23 protein-coding genes and 1 pseudogene are annotated in these 19504 nt (G+C 67.7%); 11 read left to right on the top strand and 13 right to left on the bottom strand.

The features are described 5' to 3' along the window. The first annotated feature begins 157 nt into the window (after positions 1-157). The 3 genes and pseudogenes from N0B31_RS15250 to N0B31_RS15240 form a co-directional block, all read left to right on the top strand. Positions 158-562 carry a hypothetical protein gene (locus N0B31_RS15250; RefSeq protein WP_260592485.1) on the top strand — a complete coding sequence of 135 codons (405 nt, stop codon included), beginning with the start codon at positions 158-160 and terminating at the stop codon, positions 560-562. Positions 563-634: 72 nt separating this feature from the next. Continuing rightward, complete coding sequence (locus N0B31_RS15245) at positions 635-1135, top strand: SHOCT domain-containing protein (protein ID WP_260592484.1); 501 nt, start codon at positions 635-637, stop codon at positions 1133-1135. 283 nt (positions 1136-1418) lie between these two features. Beyond that, positions 1419-2366: pseudogene (locus tag N0B31_RS15240) on the top strand (formate/nitrite transporter family protein); the annotation flags it as partial. Between the two features lie 115 nt (positions 2367-2481). On the opposite strand, the gene N0B31_RS15235 reads toward N0B31_RS15240, so the two are convergent. Beyond that, positions 2482-2784 carry a hypothetical protein gene (locus tag N0B31_RS15235; RefSeq protein WP_260592482.1) on the bottom strand — a complete coding sequence of 101 codons (303 nt, stop codon included), beginning with the start codon at positions 2782-2784 and terminating at the stop codon, positions 2482-2484. A gap of 190 nt (positions 2785-2974) precedes the next feature. Here N0B31_RS15235 and N0B31_RS15230 point away from each other — a divergent pair, with 190 nt between their 5' ends. Next, a complete protein-coding gene (locus tag N0B31_RS15230) occupies positions 2975-3424 on the top strand; it encodes an ester cyclase (protein ID WP_260592481.1) in 450 nt (149 codons plus the stop codon). A gap of 168 nt (positions 3425-3592) precedes the next feature. Further along, entirely contained in the window at positions 3593-4105 is a 513-nt protein-coding gene (locus N0B31_RS15225) for a GNAT family N-acetyltransferase (RefSeq protein ID WP_260592480.1), read from the top strand. A 92-nt stretch (positions 4106-4197) separates the two neighbouring features. Here N0B31_RS15225 and N0B31_RS15220 read toward each other — a convergent pair whose 3' ends face one another. Together N0B31_RS15220 and N0B31_RS15215 are read right to left on the bottom strand one after the other, a co-directional pair. Continuing rightward, complete coding sequence (locus N0B31_RS15220) at positions 4198-4974, bottom strand: SRPBCC family protein (protein WP_260592479.1); 777 nt, start codon at positions 4972-4974, stop codon at positions 4198-4200. Between the two features lie 5 nt (positions 4975-4979). Further along, positions 4980-5342 carry a hypothetical protein gene (locus tag N0B31_RS15215; protein ID WP_260592478.1) on the bottom strand — a complete coding sequence of 121 codons (363 nt, stop codon included), beginning with the start codon at positions 5340-5342 and terminating at the stop codon, positions 4980-4982. A gap of 39 nt (positions 5343-5381) precedes the next feature. Between N0B31_RS15215 and N0B31_RS15210 the strand changes: the two genes are divergently transcribed. The 3 genes from N0B31_RS15210 (at position 5382) to N0B31_RS15200 (ending at position 9221) form a co-directional block, all read left to right on the top strand. After that, entirely contained in the window at positions 5382-6449 is a 1068-nt protein-coding gene (locus N0B31_RS15210; RefSeq protein WP_260592477.1) for a phosphotransferase family protein, read from the top strand. A gap of 51 nt (positions 6450-6500) precedes the next feature. Next, positions 6501-8180: an acetate--CoA ligase gene (locus tag N0B31_RS15205; RefSeq protein WP_260592476.1), complete on the top strand. Its 1680-nt coding sequence runs from the start codon at positions 6501-6503 to the stop codon at positions 8178-8180. Between the two features lie 138 nt (positions 8181-8318). Next, positions 8319-9221, top strand: coding sequence for an ABC transporter substrate-binding protein (locus N0B31_RS15200; protein ID WP_260592475.1), 903 nt, complete (start codon positions 8319-8321; stop codon positions 9219-9221). A 696-nt stretch (positions 9222-9917) separates the two neighbouring features. On the opposite strand, the gene N0B31_RS15195 is transcribed toward N0B31_RS15200, so the two are convergent. From N0B31_RS15195 to N0B31_RS15165, 7 genes are all read right to left on the bottom strand, one after another. Then, positions 9918-10376, bottom strand: coding sequence for a hypothetical protein (locus N0B31_RS15195; protein WP_260592474.1), 459 nt, complete (start codon positions 10374-10376; stop codon positions 9918-9920). Between the two features lie 419 nt (positions 10377-10795). Beyond that, positions 10796-11617, bottom strand: a complete 822-nt coding sequence (locus N0B31_RS15190; protein ID WP_260592473.1) for an ABC transporter permease — start codon at positions 11615-11617, stop codon at positions 10796-10798. Beyond that, the gene (locus N0B31_RS15185) at positions 11614-12615 is read right to left on the bottom strand and encodes an ABC transporter ATP-binding protein (RefSeq protein ID WP_260592472.1); all 1002 of its coding nucleotides are present in this window, start codon (positions 12613-12615) and stop codon (positions 11614-11616) included. The genes N0B31_RS15190 and N0B31_RS15185 overlap by 4 nt, the downstream gene beginning before the upstream one ends. Before the next feature lie 6 nt (positions 12616-12621). Continuing rightward, positions 12622-12822, bottom strand: coding sequence for a hypothetical protein (locus N0B31_RS15180; protein ID WP_260592471.1), 201 nt, complete (start codon positions 12820-12822; stop codon positions 12622-12624). Continuing rightward, on the bottom strand, positions 12819-13541 hold the full coding sequence (locus tag N0B31_RS15175; RefSeq protein ID WP_260592470.1) for a sensor domain-containing protein: 723 nt from the start codon (positions 13539-13541) through the stop codon (positions 12819-12821). Before N0B31_RS15175 ends, N0B31_RS15180 begins: the two co-directional genes overlap by 4 nt. 133 nt (positions 13542-13674) lie before the next feature. Next, entirely contained in the window at positions 13675-13938 is a 264-nt protein-coding gene (locus tag N0B31_RS15170) for a hypothetical protein (protein WP_260592469.1), read from the bottom strand. 5 nt (positions 13939-13943) lie between these two features. Then, positions 13944-14210, bottom strand: a complete 267-nt coding sequence (locus tag N0B31_RS15165; protein ID WP_260592468.1) for a hypothetical protein — start codon at positions 14208-14210, stop codon at positions 13944-13946. A 171-nt stretch (positions 14211-14381) separates the two neighbouring features. Between N0B31_RS15165 and N0B31_RS15160 the strand changes: the two genes are divergently transcribed. Next, positions 14382-14870: a hypothetical protein gene (locus N0B31_RS15160; RefSeq protein ID WP_260592467.1), complete on the top strand. Its 489-nt coding sequence runs from the start codon at positions 14382-14384 to the stop codon at positions 14868-14870. Positions 14871-14998: 128 nt separating this feature from the next. On the opposite strand, the gene N0B31_RS15155 is transcribed toward N0B31_RS15160, so the two are convergent. Beyond that, positions 14999-15658 carry a CPBP family intramembrane glutamic endopeptidase gene (locus N0B31_RS15155; RefSeq protein ID WP_260592466.1) on the bottom strand — a complete coding sequence of 220 codons (660 nt, stop codon included), beginning with the start codon at positions 15656-15658 and terminating at the stop codon, positions 14999-15001. A gap of 483 nt (positions 15659-16141) precedes the next feature. Here N0B31_RS15155 and N0B31_RS15150 point away from each other — a divergent pair, with 483 nt between their 5' ends. After that, positions 16142-16336, top strand: a complete 195-nt coding sequence (locus tag N0B31_RS15150; protein WP_260592465.1) for a hypothetical protein — start codon at positions 16142-16144, stop codon at positions 16334-16336. Between the two features lie 442 nt (positions 16337-16778). Here the strand turns inward: N0B31_RS15150 and N0B31_RS15145 are convergent, their stop codons facing one another. Next, on the bottom strand, positions 16779-17435 hold the full coding sequence (locus tag N0B31_RS15145) for a helix-turn-helix domain-containing protein (RefSeq protein ID WP_260592464.1): 657 nt from the start codon (positions 17433-17435) through the stop codon (positions 16779-16781). 252 nt (positions 17436-17687) lie between these two features. On the opposite strand from N0B31_RS15145, the gene N0B31_RS15140 reads away from it, so the two are divergent. Next, complete coding sequence (locus N0B31_RS15140) at positions 17688-18476, top strand: cytochrome b family protein (protein WP_260592463.1); 789 nt, start codon at positions 17688-17690, stop codon at positions 18474-18476. Positions 18477-18899: 423 nt separating this feature from the next. Here the strand turns inward: N0B31_RS15140 and N0B31_RS15135 are convergent, their stop codons facing one another. Next, positions 18900-19418, bottom strand: a complete 519-nt coding sequence (locus N0B31_RS15135) for a hypothetical protein (RefSeq protein WP_260592462.1) — start codon at positions 19416-19418, stop codon at positions 18900-18902. Positions 19419-19504 lie beyond the last annotated feature (86 nt).

The raw sequence follows: 19504 nt of genomic DNA, 5'->3' as shown, positions 1-19504 counted from the left end.
TCCGTTCGCGCGCCGGTTCGCTCCCGGCGTCCACAGCCCCGTCCGGAGGTGTGCTCGTGGCTGAGTGTGCGCACCGCGGGGGGTACGTCTCGCGCCACTTCGAGCGCGTGTTCACGGGGGCGGCCACCGGGACGCCGCCGCCCGGCTCGAGGTGACCGTGCCGGTCCTTTCGCTCCGCTGTTACCGGTGTGGAGCCGAGTACGGCTACGTCGGCTCCGAGCCCCATCCGGCCACGTGTCCGTCGTGTCGTGAGTCGTGCGTCGCGCCCGCTGGTCGGCTCACCGTCGAGGAGAGCGCCGCGTGGGAACGCCTGGACGGTCGGACGACGGTCTGGGTCCGTGCGACCGACGAGCGCGCACGCCCGTTCGAGTTCGAGGTCACCGCGGACGCCCACGGCGGTGGTGAGGTGGCCGCACTCAAGGTCGACGGCGTCAGTCTGGACCCGAGCACCGACGAGGCGCTCGAGCGGGTCCCGCGCTGCGTCCGCGAGGAACTCGCCAGGAAGGGTGTCACGCCGCTCTCCATGCTGGCGACCCGCTCTTCGGAGCGAACGTCGTCCTGAGCCGACGGCACCCGGGACTCGTGGCCGGCCGACGACCGAAACCACAATCGCCTCGGGGCGACTACGGCCACCGTGGTCGACCTCGAGGATCTCGTCGAAGCGGTCGTCGACATCGAAGACATCGTGGAGGAGATCGCGGAACCGGACGAGCTGCTGGAGGATTTCCTCGAGGAGCCGCTCCTCATCGCGTTCGCGCTCGGGGCCGCCGTCGCTGCCGTCCTCACGGTCCTGCTGGTGCTCGCGACGCTGGTGGTCCTGCTGTTCGCGGTCGGCCCCGTCGCCGTCCTCGCGTCGCTCGCGGTCGTGGGGCTCCTCGTGACGACGCTCGCCGTCGCCGGCTTCGTCTACTTCCGGACCGACGTCCCCGCCGAGGTGCAACGGATGATCGACGCGGCGAGGGACCGCTCCGACGAGACGACCCACGAGGGCGCGTCGATGAGCGAGCGGGAGGCGATAGACGAGCTGAAGACGCAGTACGCCGCGGGTGAGCTCACGGAACTCGAACTGGAACGGGCGCTCGAGGACGTCCTGACGAGCGACGACCCCGGGCGGGTCGTCGAGCGGAGTCGATGATGCCGCGTGCCCGTGCGACGGCTGTCGACTCGTCACGACGACCTCGCTCGTCGTCGAGTAGGTAGAGCGCGCCGTCGCCGGATTCGACCCTCCCCGTCAGCTGGTTCGCCCCGGTCTCCATAGCTGGCCGGTGCGCGACTCGTCCGTCCGCTCGGGGTTCGTCAGGGTGACGCCGTCGTTCGAGATCTCGCTGAAGTCGCCCCCGAGGTCGACCGCTACGCCGCCAGCCGCCGGGCCGCTCTGCTACCGCAATTACCACCTGTCCATGCGCTCATCACGGCACATGGCCGACGACTCTGGTGAGAGCACGCCCGACATGGTTCGCGAGGCGGTCGATCGGTCCCGGAGCGGTGCACCCGCGGCCGGGACGGTGGTTCGTGACCGATTCAGCACCGACGAGGTCTTCCAGCGGATCGTCGCGGCCGCCGACGAAGAGATCACCGCCACTCGACGTGAACTCTTCTTCAGCGGCCTCGCGGCCGGGTTCGCGGTCACGATCACGTTCCTGATGTACGCGTCCGGAACCGCCGCGACCGGGGGCGACCCGATACTGAGTCAGGTACTGTACCCCCTCGGATTCATCTACATCATCCTCGGCGGGTACCAGCTCTACACCGAGAACACGTTACCCCCGGTCGCGCTGGTGCTCGAACGGCTCGTCAGCCTCCCGAAACTGCTCGGAAAGTGGCTGACGGTCCTCGTGGGGAACTTCGCGGGCGGCGCCCTCGGCGCCGTCGCGGTCGCGACGACCGGGGTCTTCTCGTCGTCGACGGCCAGGGTGGCCGTGGACATCGCCCTGGCCGGCGTCCGTACGCCGTGGACGACGTTATTCTTCAAGGCGATGTTCGCCGGGCTCATCGTCGCCGGGGTCGTCTGGGTGGACTACGCCTCCCGTGAGACGACGTCCCGCCTGCTCGTCGTCTATCTGGCGTTCTTCGCCATCCCGTTCGCCAACCTCTACCACGTCGTCGTGTCGTTCACCGAGGTCGTCTACCTCGTCGTCCTGGGTGAACTCGCACTCGCGACCGGGCTGGTAGAGTTCGTCCTCCCCGTGCTGCTCGGGAACACCGTGGGTGGCGTCGCTCTCGTGACGGCCGTGAACTACTTCCAGACGACCAAGGACCGGCTCAAGTCGGCGCGGTTCAAGGGCCCAGAGCGGCAGCTCTCGGTTCGGGAGTGGTTCCTCGGTAGCCTCGTCGGTCGGTCGTACGTTCCCGTCACCGAGGAAGATAGCGAGGGACGGCCGTACGAGTGACGTGCGGAGCCGGGGACTGGGACGTGGGGACACCATCTAGCCCCGTCACACCACCACCCGTCCCGTCGAGCGTGGACGGTCGGTGCGACTCCTATCTGCGATTCCCGGCCTCGTCCGCGTCCGTCGCGTCGCGGCCGTCTCCCGTCTCCCCCGCTGCTGGAAGCCGGTGTTCCACCACCCACACGACCAGGCGGTAGATACCGTACGACAGGCCGACGAACAGGACCAGGTCGAGGAGGTACAGTTCGAGGAACTCGACGAGGGTCACCTCACCGAGATCCCCGAAGACGACGAGGAGTTGCAGCGTGGCGACGAGGATCAACGCCGGGCCGAGGATAACCAGCGTTGCGATAGCGAACCAGACGAGACGCGCCCGCGGGTCAGACGGAGCCATGCACGTCGGTACGTCGATGCGGAATATAAGCGATGGTCCGTGCGCGAGACACACCGCCGCACGAGACGTTGAGCGAGAGCGACACGTCGAGCGCACCGTGGGCGGTTGGTTGCGGCCTTCGGTTCTCTGGACGTAGGAATTCCCGAAGAGGGTAATCCCCATCGCGATCTCCCTCGCTAGTGAAGCAAGGATGACATCAACACCCGAGGAGAACAAGCGTATCGTCCGTCGGATCCGCGACGACATCGAGGAGCAGGGCGATCTCGACGCAGTCGACGAGATATTCGCCGAGGACGCGGTGGTGCACGGTCTGCTGCGAGATTTCAGTGGCCGGGACGAGATCAGGGAGATGTTCGCGATGGACCGCGAGGCGTTCCCCGACGATACGGAGACGATTCACGACCTGATCGCGGAGGGTGACACCGTCGCCGTCCGAATGACGGAGCGCGGTACCCACGACAGCGAGTTCATGGGGATCGAGCCGACGGGTAACGAGTTCGAGATACAGACGATGGCCTTCCTCCGTCTGGAGGGCGGGAAGGTCGCCGAGTGGTGGGTCCAACCGGACCTCCTCGGATTCCTGCGACAACTCGGCGTGAGCCCCGAGGAACTCAGCGCGGCCGTGCGAGCCGACGACTGAATCCGGTCCGTCTCCCCCTCGTTTCGGATCGAAACTGCCTGCCGAGGACAGTGGCCACCACGCCGAACTCGACGGCCGGGCTGGAGTGAGCGTGACCTGACTGACACGGGCCCACGTCCGACCGACGACGCCTTCAACGACGGAGTGTCTCTCACTCGTCAGAGACGCATGGAGATACGCCCGTTCACCGCGAGTGATGCGGCGGCCGTCTTCGAGGTGCATCGACGCGCCTTCGACGGCCGGACCGACGAATCACGCATCGTCCAGCGAGTACACGACGCCGACGAGGCCGTGGTCTCCCTCGTGGCCGTCGTCGACGGCCGGGTCGTGGGCCACGTCCTGTTCTCGCCGACGACCGTCGACGGCCACGGGGAGCACGTCGAACTGGTCGGGCTCGGCCCGGTCGGTGTCCTCCCGGAACACCAGAACGCGGGCGTCGGCTCGTCGCTGATCCGGCGAGGGCTGGCGATCTGCCGGGCGGCCGGCGCCGACGCGGTGGTCCTGCTGGGCGACCCCGGATACTACGCTCGCTTCGGCTTCGAACGGGCGAGCGACTACGGGCTCGGGAACGAGTTCGGCGCCGACGAGGCGTTCGTGGTGCGACCGTTGCACGACGGCGCGCTGGACGGCGTGGACGGTGTCGTCACCTTCCGACCAGCGTTCCGAGAGGCGACGGAGTAGCGACGCTGCCGACCCCCGGGTTCAGCCGGCGGAACGGGTGAACGAAGGATGCCCGCTCACCGAGCGCCCGAAGAACACGGCCGAGTCGGGGGTCATCCGCCGGGGACGCCCGATTCGGTCCGCGAGCCCACCCCACCACGCTCGGCGACGTCTACGTCGACCTCCTCGGCGGTGCTGCCCGTCGCCTCCACGCGAGATCTGATGCCGCGGAGCATCCCACGGGTCATCACGAACGTGACGGGGTCGAGCACCCCCCCGCTGGCGAGCCGAACCGCGGGGTTCTGGGGGAGCCGGATCCGTGACCGGACCACGAGTCGCGTCGTCGTCTCGTCGACGGGGTCGAGCACGAACGCCCAGACCCACCACGGCGGGTCGTCCGGCGTCCGGAGGACGAGTGACCGCGCCGGCGTGAACGCCGCGACCTCCAGTCTGGTGTCGGGGAAGCGGTCCGCGCGGGCGAGACGGACCGTATCGCCCACGGCGAGGTCCTGGTACTCGGGGACGATCTCGTCGGCGTTGTGGATGTCGAGACCGACCAGGTTCTCGGCCCACTCGTAGCTGTAGAACCCACCCTGCTCCTGCCCGAGCTGGCGGAGCCACGGCCAGACGTCCTCTGGTGGGGCCTCGATGCTGATCGCCATCGTCGACTCGCCGTCGGGGTCCGCGAGCAGGTCGTCGCCGGGAAGCGTCCGGGCGGCCTCGTCTGGCGTCGTGCCCCAGTCCAGCAGCCGCGGTCTGAGCACGAACCAGTAGCCCGCACCCAGCAGCGCGAGACCGGCCACGGGGCGGAGGCGGCGTCGGAGCCGCGTCCCTCGACGCGGTACTGGGTCGGCGAGTCTTGGTTCCTCGGGGGGTGCCGTTGCTGACATGGTCGCTACACCATCCGTAGGAGGGTCGAAGTACTACTTAGGCGGCTCGCCAGCGTCTCGGACGTGAGAACGTCCGGGTACGTGATCGAGTGGCTCGAGTAGAGCACGAACGTGGCACTCGCTACCCACGCGACGGCCAGCGCGACAGCCTCGGCGCGGGGAGCAGAACCGAAGTCGTCGGGATACCGCCACGCGAGGATACCGACGACGACAATCAGCGTGAGTGCGACGAGCCTCACGAACGAGGAGAGCCGTCGAGCGTCGCGCGTCCGTCCGTGACGCCGGCTCCAGTCGGCCGCCCCGTCCGTGAACGGCCACGGTCCGCCCGAATCCCTATACTGGCCGGGGTCGATAGGCCGAGGCACCATGCCGCAGCAGGAACTCCGAGCGGACCGAGGCGATGTGGCGTGACCGACGTGGGCGAACTGGTCGACGAGGCTGCACTGGCGACGTTCTGTCGGGAGGCACTCGGCGGCGCACCGGACGCGGCCCTCGGGGTCGAGCGCCACGGGGAAGGGTTCTCCAACGAGACGCTGCTCGTCGAGTGGGACGACCGGGCCCTCGTCCTGCGGCGCCCGCCCGCCGGCGACCACGCGGAGGGTGCTCACGACGTCCTCCGCGAGGCGCGGGTCGTGGACGCTGTCTCCGGGGAGGTGCCGGTGCCCGAGATCGCGGCGACCTGCGACGATACCGACGTGATCGGCAGCCCGTTCGTGTTGATGGAGCGCCTCGATGGGGACGTCCTCCGTGCCGAGGAGCCCGACCGGTTCGCCACGGCCGCCCACCGGCGAGCGGTCGGCGAGCGGCTCGTCGAGACGCTCGCGGACGTCCACGCGGTCGACTACGAGGCCATCGGGCTGGAAGCGGGAACGTTCGGCTATCCGGACGGGTACCTCGAACGGCAGGTCGAGAACTTCACCGAGCAACTGGAGTGGCTCCTCCCGACGACAGAACAGGACCGCGAGGTGCCACACCTCCGCGAGGTCGGCGACTGGCTGGCCGAGAACCTCCCCGAGGAGTCCGACCACACGCTCGTCCACGGTGACTACAAACTCGACAACCTCATGTTCGAGTCGGGGACGCCGCCGACGGTCGCAGGGGTGCTGGACTGGGAGTTGAGTACCCTGGGCGACCCGCTCGCGGACCTCGGCTGGATGCTGGTCTTCTGGCGCGAGCCGCACGACCCCGATCCGGGACTCCCCGGGCGCTTCCTCCCCCGGTTCATGGAACACGAGGACTACCCGACCCGGACGGAACTGGTCGCCCGGTACGAGGACCGCACCGGGCGGGCGTTCACCGACGAGCGGTTCTATCGGGGGCTCGCCGCCTACAAGATCGCCACCACGGCCGAGGCGATGTACTACCGCTACCGGGAGGGCGACGCCGACGACCCGCTCTATCCGGCACTGGAAGAGGGTGTCCCGGAACTGGCCCGTCGGGCGAAACGGATCGTCGACGGCGAGGAACCGCTCTGAGCGAGGCCCTCCGGGCAAAGCAGTATGTATCTGGCCTCGGTCACGGCTACCATGGCCACGACCGAGCGGCTGGACCGCTACCAGTTCCACGAACACGACTGGGAGAGCTTCGAGGAGTTGCGCGAGTGGTTCGAGTGGGAGGTCCCGGACCAGTTCAACATCGCCGCCTACGTCTGCGACCGGTGGGCGGCGGAGAAACCGGACGAGACGGCGCTGTTCGTCGAGGACGCAGCCGGCGCGACGGACACGTACACGTTCGCGGAGTTCGAGGCCGCCGCGAGTCGACTGGCGAACTACCTCGCGGACAACGGCGTCGGGCGCGGCGACCGCGTCGGGGTGAACCTGCCACAGAAGCCCGAGACGGCCATCGCCCACGTGGCCGTCTGGAAGCTCGGGGCCGTCTCGTTGCCGCTGTCGACCCTGTTCGGCCCGGACGCGCTCGGCTACCGGCTGTCCGACGCGGACGCGACCGCCTGCATCGTCGACGGCAGCAACGCCGCGGCGCTCCACGAGGCGCGACAGGACTACGACATCGGGCTGGCGTCGGTGCTCGTCGTCGACGGGGAGCCCGTGGGCGACGGGCGCGTGTACGAGGACGCCGTCGCCGACCGGGACGCGGGTCGGGAGGCCGTCGAGACCAGTGCCGAGGACGACGCGTTGCTCATCTACACCTCCGGGACGACGGGTGACCCGAAGGGCGTCCTGCACGCCCACCGGGTGTTGCTCGGCCACCTGCCGGGCATCCAGATCGTGGGCGACTTCGAGTTCGGCGAGGGGACCCGGTTCTGGACGCCCGCGGAGTGGGCGTGGATCGCGTCGCTGTTCAACATCGTCTGGCCAGCGCTGTTCTACGGCCGGCCCGTCCTCGCGTATCACGGCGGCGAGTTCGACCCTGCGACGGCCTTCGAGCTACTCGACCGCTACGACGTCACGATGCTGTTCGCCCCGCCCACCGCGTTGCGGTTCATGATGCAGGTGCCGAGCGAGGGGTACGACGTGGACTCGTTGCGGGTCATCGGCAGTGGCGGCGAGTCGCTGGGTGAGTCGGTCGCACAGTGGGCCGAAGCGACGTTCGACGGCGCGCTGGTCCACGAGGGCTACGGCCAGACGGAGGCCAACGTGACCGTCCTCGAGAACGCCAGACTCGCCGAGCAGCGCCCCGGGACCATGGGGCTGGCCGTGCCCGGCCACGAGGTCGCCATCGTCGACCCGGAGACGGCCGAGCCGACCGTCGAACCGGGCGAGGTCGGCGAGATCGCCGTCCGGTACGAGGGCGACCCGGTCTGCTTCGAGGAGTACTGGAACAAACCGGCGAAGACCGACGCGAAGGTCCGGAACGGCTGGCTCCTGACGGAGGACCTCGGGACGGTCGACGCGGACGGCTACTTCGCCTTCGAGTCCCGGAAGGACGACGTCATCATCTCCTCTGGCTACCGCATCGGCCCCGAGGAGATCGAGGAGTCCCTCGCCAGCCACGAGGCCGTCGCCGACGCCGCCGTCATCGGCGTCCCCCACGACGAGCGCGGCGAGGTGCCCAAGGCGTACGTCCTGCTCGCGGACGGCCACGGGCCGAGCGACGACCTCCGCGAGACGTTGATGTCACACGTCAAGGACCGCCTCGCGAAGTACGAGTACCCTCGCGAGGTCGAGTTCGTCGACGAACTCCCGCGGACCACGACCGGCAAGGTGCGCCGCCGGAACCTCCGCGAACGGGAGGGACTGGTCGACTGAGCGAGCCGCACTCGACGTGCCCCTGCCGAACGACTCGGCTCGACGTCTCGAGGAGTCGAAACGAGAGCCTGCCGAGGAGAGGGTAACCAAATATGGTTTCGAAGAGACAATAACGTAGCCACTAAAAATTACTACCGCGTGCGTCGCCGGAGATACGTCCAGCTGCTCGGGGGCGGCAGCTCGCTGTCAGCCGCCGGCTGTACCGAACAGCTAGGTGCCACGACGGAGCGCGAGCCATCACGGGCGAGCCTCACGCTCGCCACCGCGACCACGGCCTACGACAGCGGCCTGCTCGACGAACTGGTTCCAGGCTTCGAAGCCACGTTCGAGACGACCGTGAAGTCGCTCGTCCGAGGCACGGGCGCCTCGTTACGCACCGCGCGGGACGGCGATTGCGACGTCGTTCTCGTCCACGCCCGGTCGCTCGAGGACGAATTCCTCCGGGCCGGCCACGGTGTCAACCGCCGCCGGCTCATGGTCAACGACTTCGTGCTGGTCGGCCCCGGCGACGACCCGGCAGGGGTGGCCGGTCGCTCGCCCGTCGAAGCCTTTCGGGCGATTGTCGACGAGGAAGTCCCCTTCCTGTCGCGGGGTGACAACTCGGGAACGCACATCCGCGAACGACAGGTGTGGGAGGCAGCAGGTGTCACGCCGTCGGGGGCGTGGTACCGCGAGACCGGCCAGGGGATGGGCGATACCCTGACCACCGCCGAACAGACCGGCGCGTACACACTCTCCGACCGAGGGACGTTCCTCGCCGTGAGTCGTGACGGGCCGCTGGCCGTCCACGTCGCCGGGGGACTCGACGACCCACCGTCCTTGCTCCGCAACGAGTACGCGGTCATCCCCGTGAACCCTGCCCGCTACGACAGCGCCTACGCGCTCGCCATGGCGTTCGTCGGATACCTCACCGGCCCGGGACAGTCGGCTATCGAGGCGTTCCGGGTGAGCGGCGAGCGAGCCTTCCACCCCGCCGGGGTGTCTCCCCGACCGAACTTCGAGCAGTACGTCCCGGGCGACTGGCCGACCGAGGAATCCTGAGCCGGGGAGCGCGACTGCTACTGCGTCGGAGCCCCGCTCCACGAGACTCGAACCCTCTATACAGCAACGCACTCGCCGTCTGCCCGATTCCTGTCGGGGGCGGTGTGACCGAGACAGCGGGTGTACGCAGCACAACAGTCTCGTGTCTTCCCGAGCAGTCGTGCCGAGGCAGCCATGGGAAAAAACTGGTTACGGGAACAGTACGTTCGAAAGGTCCTCTGTCGCCCAGCCGTCGGTCGAGGCGGTGGCCCGCTTCGCGGTCGGTAGTTGGCACACGGCCTATGTGTCACTGGGGAATATAGTTCTGTTCGCGAGCGTATCGGTACGAACGTGTCAGGTTCCAGCCGCTGATGGCGGTCGCATGTTCGGCGGCCTGACACTGACCTTTCTCAGCAACGGTTGCTTCGAACGGGGATGGACCACCAGCGGCTGTAGCTGCTCTTTCCCCCGTGCGGAGGCTCGCGGCCGACCTATCGGCACTCGCCGTTCTCGTGACGACCCTCGCCGTGTACCTCCCTGTCCTTCGGGAGATGCCCCTTTGGGCCGTCTTCGGGCAACCGGGCTCTGTTGAAACTCTCAGATCTCGATTGGAACTGAGTGCTGCACACGGAGGATGTATCCAGCAAGTCGTCACCCCCGCACCTTCTCTCCGGGAGGTGGACTGAGCGATGAGAGGCAGCGCGCGTACACCTCTGGTTACGATCGATTGATACCCCCCTGTCGGGCTTCGTCCGAGGGAAACTCGTCGTAACACGCCTCGTTTAGATACAGATCGAGCTCCGCATCGAGCTGAACGTACACGATATCGCCGAGGGACTGACTGGCACAATCCAACGTGATCGAGCCGTCGGTCTCTAACCCATCGTCGAACGACGCTGTCACGCCGAGACGGGCTCCGTTGGGGATCTCACCGAGGTTGACCCGTGTTTCAACTGTCGTCCATCCGTCCCCTCCGGCGGGACCGACCTCCACGTACTGGCGGACCAGTTCCGTGCCGTCGCGTTCGATGTACACGAATCCCTGACGAGGGACATCGCTGTAGTTGTTGACCGCGATTACAAGCGACTGCTGCGGGTCGGAGAGTGCCGAACAGCCGGCACACGCGGTGAGCCAACCAGTGCTCGCAAGGAGGAACTGTCGACGAGTCGGGGACATACGGATACCTTCGAACCAGGCCATATATGCGTTATTCCGGGAGTTACGGTGTCGCTATGCGGAAGGTGCAGGCGGATGAATACGCGCCCTCTATGCAACAGAGCCTCGACGAGCCACCGAGCATCTGCTAGTAGTCGAATGCGGCAACAGTACTGCCAGAGCACTCCCCGTAACTCCCCCTGCCGACCCGTCGCGTACAGTGCGCCGTCGGCGAGGTGAGGCTCCCCGCCGATCTGCCGTCGTCGGCGAACCCGCTCCGACGCCGGGCCGAACTGGCCAAGACATCCCGTGCCGGCCCTCACGAGTAGCGCGCCCACGGACTGGAGGGCTCTCCGGCGAGAGACTATCCCCCACCGTCGCCGTCTCCCGGCTGGAGGAACGTTCGCCGCGCCGCTCGGCTGGGCCGCAGCAGCGCGGCGTTAGCCGAGGTCGGCACCCCGGAACAGTCGGTACCCGACGACCGGGCCGACCACGGCCACGAACACGATACCCCCGAGAGAGACGATCACGGGCCCGACTCCGGCCTCGCTCGTCGCCGGCGTCGTAGCGGCCAGCAGCCACTGGCCGACGACGCCGAGTGACAGTGTGGGGTTGAGCGCGGGCACGTATCCGTGGAGAGCCGCCGGAAGTACCGCCCGCAGTCCAGGCTCCAGCACCGCCTTCCAGACCGGGGCGTTCCAGGCCAACACGACGTAGGTGCCGGCGACGGCGGCCAGCGCGCGGTACTGCGAGTCGAACGCGGCCGACAGCCCGGCTGCGAACGCCGTCCAGCAGAGCGCGTAGACGACGACCCAGCCGGCGACCACGGCGAATCCGACGACGGGCAGCGTTCCACGGCCGAACGCGACGAGGCTACCGAGGAGCGCCAGCAGAGCGCCGACCACCACTGTCAACAGGACGCCGCGGGCGAGGAGCTTCCCGACCAGCACGTCCCACCTCGTGGCCGAGAGGCTCAGCAGCAGGCGGACGCTGCCGGACTCGCGCTCGCTCGCCACCGCGGCGTACGCCAGTGCCGCCACGAGAACGAACAGGTACGTCGAGAGGTAGCCGGGGATGCGTCCGACCGCGCGGACGGCTGCCGGGGCCGCGTTCTCGACGGTGTGGAGGCTCCCGACCATCGACCAGAACGACGGCACGACCAGCAGGAATATCAGGCCGAACGCGCCCCAGAACAGTCGACTCCGTCGGGCCTCGGCGAGGTCACGCCGGGCGACCCCGAGAGACCGACTCTCTCGGCTCATCGGCCGGCCTCCCGGGCCGTCGCCGGTCTCCCCGTGGCCTCTCGTTCGTCGTCGGTCAGCGTCAGGAAGAGATGCTCCAGCGACCCCCCACGGCTGTTCATGTCCAGAAGGGTCGCACCCGCCGCGTCCAGCTGTGCGACGACAGGCCCGGCGGCGGTCGGGTCGCGGCAGGTCACCCGGACACCGGCCTCGCGCTCGCTTACGCCGGAGACGCCGTCGAGCGACTCGATCGCGAGGCTGGCTGGGCGCTCGGCGAGCGTCAGGACGACCGAGCGGTCGGCGTCCAGTCGCTCGCGGAGGCCGACGACGGTGTCGACCACTGCGAGGTCGCCACCAGAGAGAATACCGACGCGGTCACAGAGCGTCTCGACCTGCTCGGTGATGTGACTGGAGAGCAGCACAGCCGCACCCCGGTCGCGCTCCTCGCGAACCAGCGTCCGGACGCGGCGAGCACCCGCAGGGTCGAGTCCCGCGAGTGGTTCGTCGAGCACGAGCAGGTCCGGCTGGCCGACCAGCGCCATCGCGAGCCCGATGCGCTGGCGCATCCCCTTCGAGAACCCACCGACCGGTCGGTCGGCCGCGTCGGTGAGTCCGACCCGTTCGAGCGTCTGCTCTGGGGTGTGGTCGGCGCCTTTCATGTCGGCAGCGAACCGGAGGTGCTCACGGGCGCTGGCCCGCTCGTAGTAACCGGTCGCCTCCGGGAGCACACCGACCCGACGGCGCACCGCACGAGGAGCGGTCTGTGGGTCGTGGCCGCAGACGCGCACGGACCCGCTGGTCGGTCGGACGAAGTCGAGCAGGACGTCGATGGTCGTCGACTTGCCGGCCCCGTTCGGACCGAGGAAGCCGAACACCTCGCCGGCCTCGACCCGGAGGCTCAGTCCATCGACGGCGGTCACCTCGCCGTATCGTTTGGTGAGAGAGTCCACCTCGAGACGAGCCGCCGCTCCCGTCCTGTCGCCCGAGCGGTCGTCGGGCGACGAGTCGGTTCGCGTCACGGCCGCTCACGCACCCCCTGCGGTGAGCGCTGGCCCGACGAGTCCGCCCCCGGCCGCGAGGAGGCCAGCGACGACGAGCAGGCTCCCGAGGCTCGGACTCCCCTGTGAGTAGCCCCACACCGCCATCTGGAGGTCGCGGGAGGCCCCGACGAGCACGAGCACGACGCCGAACAGCTGCACTCGGAGACCGAGCGAGGACACGGTCACTCGGTCACCTCGGCGTCGACACGCAGCAGGGCGGCGGTGTATCGCGCCTGCATCTGTGCCAGCAGGTTCAGGAGGTTCAGCGCCAGCACGACGAGGACGAGGCCACCGGCCGCGACGACAAGCGCCTCGGGGAGCGTGTCGACCACCCACGGTCCGACGCTGTAGGCGTCGATGCCCGCCTCACCCGTCAGCCCGAGGTTCACCGTCGCGCTGTCGTAGACCAGCGGGGCCGCCACCATCGTCGCCGTGACCGCCACGCTGGTCACCAGCGCGACGAACGAGACGATGCCGAACGCGAACTTCGACAGGACGAGCACCACGCTCGTCCACGTCGAGGAGGCGGTCAGGAGGTGGCGGACGGCATCGAGGAATCCGTCACCCGGCAGGACGAGTCCTCCCTCGAGCGTGCTCTCACGGAGGATGGCCGGCACCGACGCCTCGACGCCACCCAGCCTGGTCGCGAGCCACGCCTCGAGGCTGGCCGCGAACGTCGTCGCGCTCAGCGTCACAAGCAGAACGGGGAGGCCGACCAGCGTGATCAGGAGGCCGACACCGAGTGCGGCGCCGGTCACCAGCCCGACGAAGTAGCCGAGACCGAGCGGGAACGCCAGTGCGAGGTACAGCAGGTTGCGGTACGTCTGTCCTCGGAACGGAGCGCCGACGACGCGCCGGAGGGCAGCGGTCGATCGGGCCGTCGACTGTGTCCTGTTCGTCGACATGAGTCGTCGGAATCGTGATGGTCTGCCAGCATAAGTGGTCGTTACGCTGAAACGTCGGTTTGTGCGAGCCCCTCTCACACGGCACCGGTAGCCGGTGAGGGTGACACGAGTCGCGGTGGTGTCCGAGAACGGTTCACTCGGCGGGCGTCGACTCGTCCGCGGCCTCGGGCGACACACCGGCGGCCAAGGTCGTCAGCGCCCGGAGACCGGCGACGAGCGCGACGAGTCCCCCAGCCAGTCCAATCACAGCGTAGAGCGCCCCGTCGGTTGCACCGCTGACCTCGTAGCCCACCGCCGCGAGCGCCACGAGCAGGACGCCGAAGAGTGAGACGAGGACGAGGAGCCAGCGGCGGATCGACCGGAGGAGCGTCACCGTCTCGCCATCTGGGACCGCCACGGAGTTCACCCGAAAACCAGGCTGAGCGCCTGGAAGGCGACGAAGCTCGCCGCACCGACGGCGGTCAACGCCCGCCCGACATCGGCCGACGAGCGGTCGCCGAACCCCGCGAGGACGGCACCGACGACCACGAACCCGACGGCGAGCGTCGTCAGTTCGAAGTGGACGAGGAACCGCTCGAGCACCCCGAGGGCCAGCCCGAGCAGCGCACCGGCGACGACGGGGTCGTCTGCGACGTTCGGTACAGCAACAGCGGACTCCGTATCACTCATACGAGCAGCGACGCTCGAGGGCCACAAAATGATGTTGAAAGCACAAATCAGCCTTTGGGCCTCCAGCGTCACTTTGTGTTCTCCTCTCCGACGGTGTGATCGACGATGACCGCTCCGCTCTCCACGACGAGCGATCCCCGCCCATCAGCCACCCGGCGTGGCGTCTTGGCCGTGCTCGGTACCACGGCGGTCGCTGGCTGTTCGGCACTCGTGCCACGTGACGCACCCTACCAGATCGTCGGTGGGGTAGAGTCGACACTCGTCCGCGGCGTCCGAGACGGCACGAACCGGAAGGTGGCCGAGACCACCCCCACCGACTCCTCCGTGGTCGATTCTGCACCGACCGATCTGGAGGTTCGTACGGTCGCCTACGACACGGCCGTCGTCGATCTCTCCGGGGACGGGGCGATGGAACTCGATTCCGAGACCGTCGAACGCATTCAAGACGGCTACGACGACCCGTACGGAGTGGTCGTCCTGACTCTGTACAACGACGACCCCCACAACGAGGTTCCGAAGGGGAACAGCTACGGCTACCGAGTCACGCTCGGCCAGCTCGAACAGGTGACACCGGGGAATCGCGTGGCCGCCACCGTCGATACCGACCGGGACGTCGTCACCATCGACGACCTGCTGGCGGTCGATAGCGTGGAGGAGTAGTCAGGTACACGCGTCTCGCCCGTCCCACACGTACCCGGACGGACGGGAGACGGCACGGCTTCGACTGGAACTGGCGGCGTCTGCGCGACTCCTGCTCGTACCGTCTAGGGTACGGCGGTGCGAGCAGGTCAGTCGGCGGCCGTCTCGTCCGGGGTCCGGCCCGGTGGCCGTGAGAGCGAGTCGGCGACCGCGAGTTCGTCGCGGGTGAGTCGCACCCAGCCGACCACGAGTCCGACGAGCACGAGCCCCGGGCCGAGCACGATCACGACGCCCTCCGGGGTGGTCTGGAGGTCGCGCTCAAGACGCAGGAGCGCCGGGAAGGCGCTGTCCGGCTGGCCGAACACGGACGCGACCCGGAGGTTCGTCGAGAGGTGGAGCCCGATGGGGAACGCGAGGCTGTCCGTCAGCAGGTACGCGAGACCGAAGTACAGGCCCGCGACTACCGCCTGGAAGACGGCGAAGCCGACCGACGCCCCCTCGCCAGTAGCGGTCGCGTGCGGGAGACCGAACACGAGTGCGCTGCCGACGAGCGCGACGCCGACGGCGGTACGTCGCTCGACCCCGCGGGCGGCCAGGTCCTCCAGTGTGTTCTGCACGAGGGCTCCCCGGAACAGCAACCCCTCCCAGAGCGCCACGGCGAGCAACGCGGACACCGTCGCCCCGAGGGCCACCGCCACGGTCACCGGTCCGTCGCCGATGCCCGGCGAGAGCGTGTCCACCAGCCGCGCCGACCCGAACGCGAACAGGAGCGCCGTGACGAGTCCTTGGAACAGGAACCCGACGAGCACGCCACCAGCGGCGGTCGAGTGCGAGCCCGTAGCCAGCCACTGACCGCCGCTCGACGGCCCGTGTCCCCACGAACAGCAGGACGGCCACGGCGAGGAACACGGCCAACGTGGTGCCGGCGTTGACGAACACCTCGGGAAACGGCACCCCCCGGAGCAACGTGGAGGCGCCGACGAGCGTGCCGAGGAACACGGCGAACGATACCAGCACCGGCCACGTCGCTCGGAGGCGCTCGTCGCGACGCCCGTACAGGACCCGTCGAACCATCGAACGCTCGTTCGCGGGCACGTTCGGACGTCTACGCGGCGCTGACAATAATGATGCTGGGTGAACATAAACTACGGGCGATAGCGACTCGGAACGGACGATAAGTGTAAGTGGGCTTGGAACTCTGGGTTGTACGCCCGCGCAAACGAACCTCTCAGTAGTGAATCTGCCACTGCTTTGTGGTTTCCCATCGCTGGCGCACCTCCAGCGGTGTCTCGATGGAGAACACATACCCTCACGACACGGCCGCCGCATCGTTCCGCAGTGCCCTCCAACAGACGGCAAATGGAAAACCAGTGGCGAGCATCGACCGGATGCTCTCCCTCGTCATCGACCACCGGGCTGTTCGACGGCAGTACTCGGAGACGAACACGGGGGACAGCGACCCGCCCACCTCGGTCTGGTGGGGATGATGGGTCAGTTCGACCAGTGGTGCCCGTACTGCGCACAGCGAGCAGTGATCTCAACGCCGATGGCCGGTCCATCGGCCCCGTACTACTGTACGAGTTGTGATCGGAGTCTCACCAGCGGGGACTGGCACTAGCGACCGGCGCTCAGTTCGGGCAGAGTATCCACCAACCACCGAGAGCACTGCTGAAGGACTCTCGGTAGCGGCGTGCGTGATACAGGGGCTGTACTTTGCAGGAGAGATGCGCGGAGAGGGAGCGGTGTTCAACTCGACGAGAGCCGCTGATAGAGCGTCCACCCAACCGCGAGAATAGCTACGGCTGCCCCCGAGCACAAAGGGGATGGTTCCGCCAGTCTCTCCGAACCGCCAGTCGAACACAGTGTAGCCGACGATCGCGAGGAGGGCAACGAGTGCCCCGAGGTCTCGGCAGTCGACCGGGGCGAGCCTCACCCGGCCAACGCGCCGAACACGCGTTCCTCGATTCGGCGCAGGTGCGTGCCGACGGCGGACGACGACAGGTCGAGTGCCGTGGCGACGTCCTCGTGTGTCGCCTCGCGTGGCTCCCGGTAGTAGCCGAGTTCGACCGCCGCGGACAGGATCTCCTGTTGACGGGTGGTGAGCGTCCGTGCCAGTTGGTCGGCATCCGGGGTGTACTCGCCGGTCTCGACGACCTCGATGTCGAACGAATCCAGCGATGTCGCCTCCTCGTACAGCGCCCGGAACGACGCGTCGTCGCCGATGACCGTCATCTGCTGGCTCCCGTCCTGCTGGAACCGCAACGGCGTCTCGACGACGATGTCCTCGCGCCGCTGCCACTCGAGGATCTCCCGGAGGGTCCCGTTCGACTCGAACTGACTGACCGCCATCCAGCGGTCCTCGCCCGAGACCATGTAGTCGCGGACGGTGGGCTCGGAGGACATGATCTCCTCGTAGCGGTCGCGGTCGCCGCTCCCCTCCGCGAGCAACAGGACGGTCCCGTCGTCGAGGTGTTCGAAGTGGTGGACCGCCTCGCGCTGCAGGGACGGTTCCTCGGCCAACCGCCGTCCGAGGGGGTGGAATCCGTCGCCATCTCGGGGGACCATGCGGAGCGTCAGGTACCGCATCGTCCCACCTAGCCACGTGGCCGACTTAAAGAGGTGTGGATGACCTCCATCAGGGCGTTCTCCCCGCCCCCCGTACGTCGGGTCGTGACAGCGGACTGATCGCCGACGGAAGTCCCGTCCACCGCACCCGGAGCGCGTGTCCCCGCCCAACTGGTGGCCCCGGGATGATACCGTCGTGGCTCGCTGTCGCCCCGACCGAACGCCCACCGTACCGGACCTGCATCGACCGAGACCATCCCTCCCCTCCAACGAATGACCGACGACACCGAGACGGACGACACCGACGGACAGACCGACGACGGCGAACCGCGGGCCGACGGCGCGGGTATCGTCGCGCCGGACGGCGAGACGCCCACGTGGCGCGAGCGCAAGGAGCGCGCACAGGGGCTCCCCCGGCTGACCTACGAGTACTTCGAGCGGGCGCGACGCGAGGACCAGGACCTGCGGATGGAGTCCGACTACGTGGAACGCGACGTGCTCGCGTTCCCGGCGTGGCCCCACGAGATGGTCCGCAACCTCGCGTTGACGAGCTTCTTCGTCGGCATCCTCGTCTTCCTCGCGGCGGCGCTCCCACCTCACATCGGCGCACCGGCCAACCCGAACCAGACGCCCGCGATCATCCTCCCCGACTGGTACCTCTACTGGTCGTTCGGGCTACTGAAGCTCGGCCCGCTCAACCCCGAGCTCACCCTGCTGGGCGGCTCGAAGTTGCTGGCGGACCGGACGTACGGCGTCATCGCCAACCTCGCCGTCGTCGGGGCCATCGCCATCGTCCCGTTCCTCAACAAGGGGAGCGCACGGCGACCCGTCGAGCAGCCGTTCTGGGCGGCCGTCGGCGTCTTCGGCGTCACCTTCGCGTTCACCATCGCCGCGTACTCCGCGAAGAATCTCGTGCCCATCACCCCACAGCTGCTGTTCGACCTGACGTTCCTGCTGCCGTTCGTGGCCGGGTTCATCAGCTACGCGGTGTTCAAGTCGATGCGCGAGGGCTACATGTTCGAACTGAACCGCCGCTACTACCGGCTGCGCCCGCCGAAATGAGCGCCCGCTCCGGCTCCACTCGATCCGCCGTTTCGACGGCCGCCTCCGCGTCGGGCAGTCCAGCTCGGGGCCGTCGGCCTCGGCGCGGTCGCTCGGGAGTAGCACTACCGCCTGGATGTGTTCGGCATTATTGCTTCGGTACATCGCCCAACTGTCGATTGCTTCACCGAGCCGTATCCCTCTCGTACAGCACCAGTAGACAGACTCGATCGGAAGATACGCTCTCTGTCTCTACTGACCAGTTCGCTTACTCGGAGACGAAACGAAGGGCGGCAAACTGCTGCATACACCCTCTGAGTGTTGCACGCCACACCTGACAGGACTTGGGGGGGTCTCTGTGGTCGTGCTGCATAGAGGGCGCGAGTCGGTCGATGGTCGCTCGTCGTGTAGCGACCGAACGAGGTGAAACATGCAGACCGCGGTCTATTGTGCGGCCTCATCAGTCCGGAGCTGAGAAATCGAAAGCTCTGCTGACCGTGGACCAGTTTCATGAAGTCGGTGATAGTACGCTCCATCGTCGCCAGTGAACGCGCTCACCGTCGCCTCACCACCGACATGTACTTCGTTGAAATCGGGTCGACGTGCCTGTCGAACCGGTCCCCCATCGGCACCGTCAGGAACAACAGTGAACGAAAGCTCGAAATCTCTGAAGTTGCGGTCCAACAGATCCTGCTGTTCGTCCGTGAGCGTCATCTCGACGGCATCGATGTCGACGGTCACGTACATTGGGTCGTACTCGATCAGTGCTGTCTGGTCGTGGACACCACCGCTCATGGACGCGATACCCGTCCAGTTAGAATCCTCCTGTCCGGAGGGAACGGCAGCGCGAACACTTTTCCTGAATACGGTCCCAGTCGTCCGGTCGGATTCGTCGGCACAGCCAACAAGACCCACGACTCCAGCAGTGGCGAGTCCAGCGAGGTAGCTGCGGCGGGAGGGCATATGTTCAGCATCGTGTCTCGGTGTATATGCTTTTGGAAGATGCTGTATTAATCACAGGAATTCCCTAACAGGTAGTCCGGAACTCC

It is taken from the genome of Salinirubellus salinus, assembly GCF_025231485.1.
GTDB lineage: Archaea > Halobacteriota > Halobacteria > Halobacteriales > Haloarculaceae > Salinirubellus > Salinirubellus salinus.
This window is presented reverse-complemented; position numbering and strand designations above follow the sequence as displayed.

Coding starts and splice junctions, on each gene's coding strand:
- N0B31_RS15140 (WP_260592463.1), top strand. CDS start 17,688: ATGACCGACGACACCGAGACGGACGACACCGACGGACAGACCGACGAC.
- N0B31_RS15205 (WP_260592476.1), top strand. CDS start 6,501: ATGGCCACGACCGAGCGGCTGGACCGCTACCAGTTCCACGAACACGAC.
- N0B31_RS15215 (WP_260592478.1), bottom strand. CDS start 5,342: ATGGTGCCTCGGCCTATCGACCCCGGCCAGTATAGGGATTCGGGCGGA.
- N0B31_RS15145 (WP_260592464.1), bottom strand. CDS start 17,435: ATGCGGTACCTGACGCTCCGCATGGTCCCCCGAGATGGCGACGGATTC.
- N0B31_RS15235 (WP_260592482.1), bottom strand. CDS start 2,784: ATGGCTCCGTCTGACCCGCGGGCGCGTCTCGTCTGGTTCGCTATCGCA.
- N0B31_RS15220 (WP_260592479.1), bottom strand. CDS start 4,974: ATGTCAGCAACGGCACCCCCCGAGGAACCAAGACTCGCCGACCCAGTA.
- N0B31_RS15190 (WP_260592473.1), bottom strand. CDS start 11,617: ATGAGCCGAGAGAGTCGGTCTCTCGGGGTCGCCCGGCGTGACCTCGCC.
- N0B31_RS15195 (WP_260592474.1), bottom strand. CDS start 10,376: ATGTCCCCGACTCGTCGACAGTTCCTCCTTGCGAGCACTGGTTGGCTC.
- N0B31_RS15230 (WP_260592481.1), top strand. CDS start 2,975: ATGACATCAACACCCGAGGAGAACAAGCGTATCGTCCGTCGGATCCGC.
- N0B31_RS15165 (WP_260592468.1), bottom strand. CDS start 14,210: ATGAGTGATACGGAGTCCGCTGTTGCTGTACCGAACGTCGCAGACGAC.
- N0B31_RS15225 (WP_260592480.1), top strand. CDS start 3,593: ATGGAGATACGCCCGTTCACCGCGAGTGATGCGGCGGCCGTCTTCGAG.
- N0B31_RS15150 (WP_260592465.1), top strand. CDS start 16,142: ATGGAGAACACATACCCTCACGACACGGCCGCCGCATCGTTCCGCAGT.
- N0B31_RS15175 (WP_260592470.1), bottom strand. CDS start 13,541: ATGTCGACGAACAGGACACAGTCGACGGCCCGATCGACCGCTGCCCTC.
- N0B31_RS15135 (WP_260592462.1), bottom strand. CDS start 19,418: ATGCCCTCCCGCCGCAGCTACCTCGCTGGACTCGCCACTGCTGGAGTC.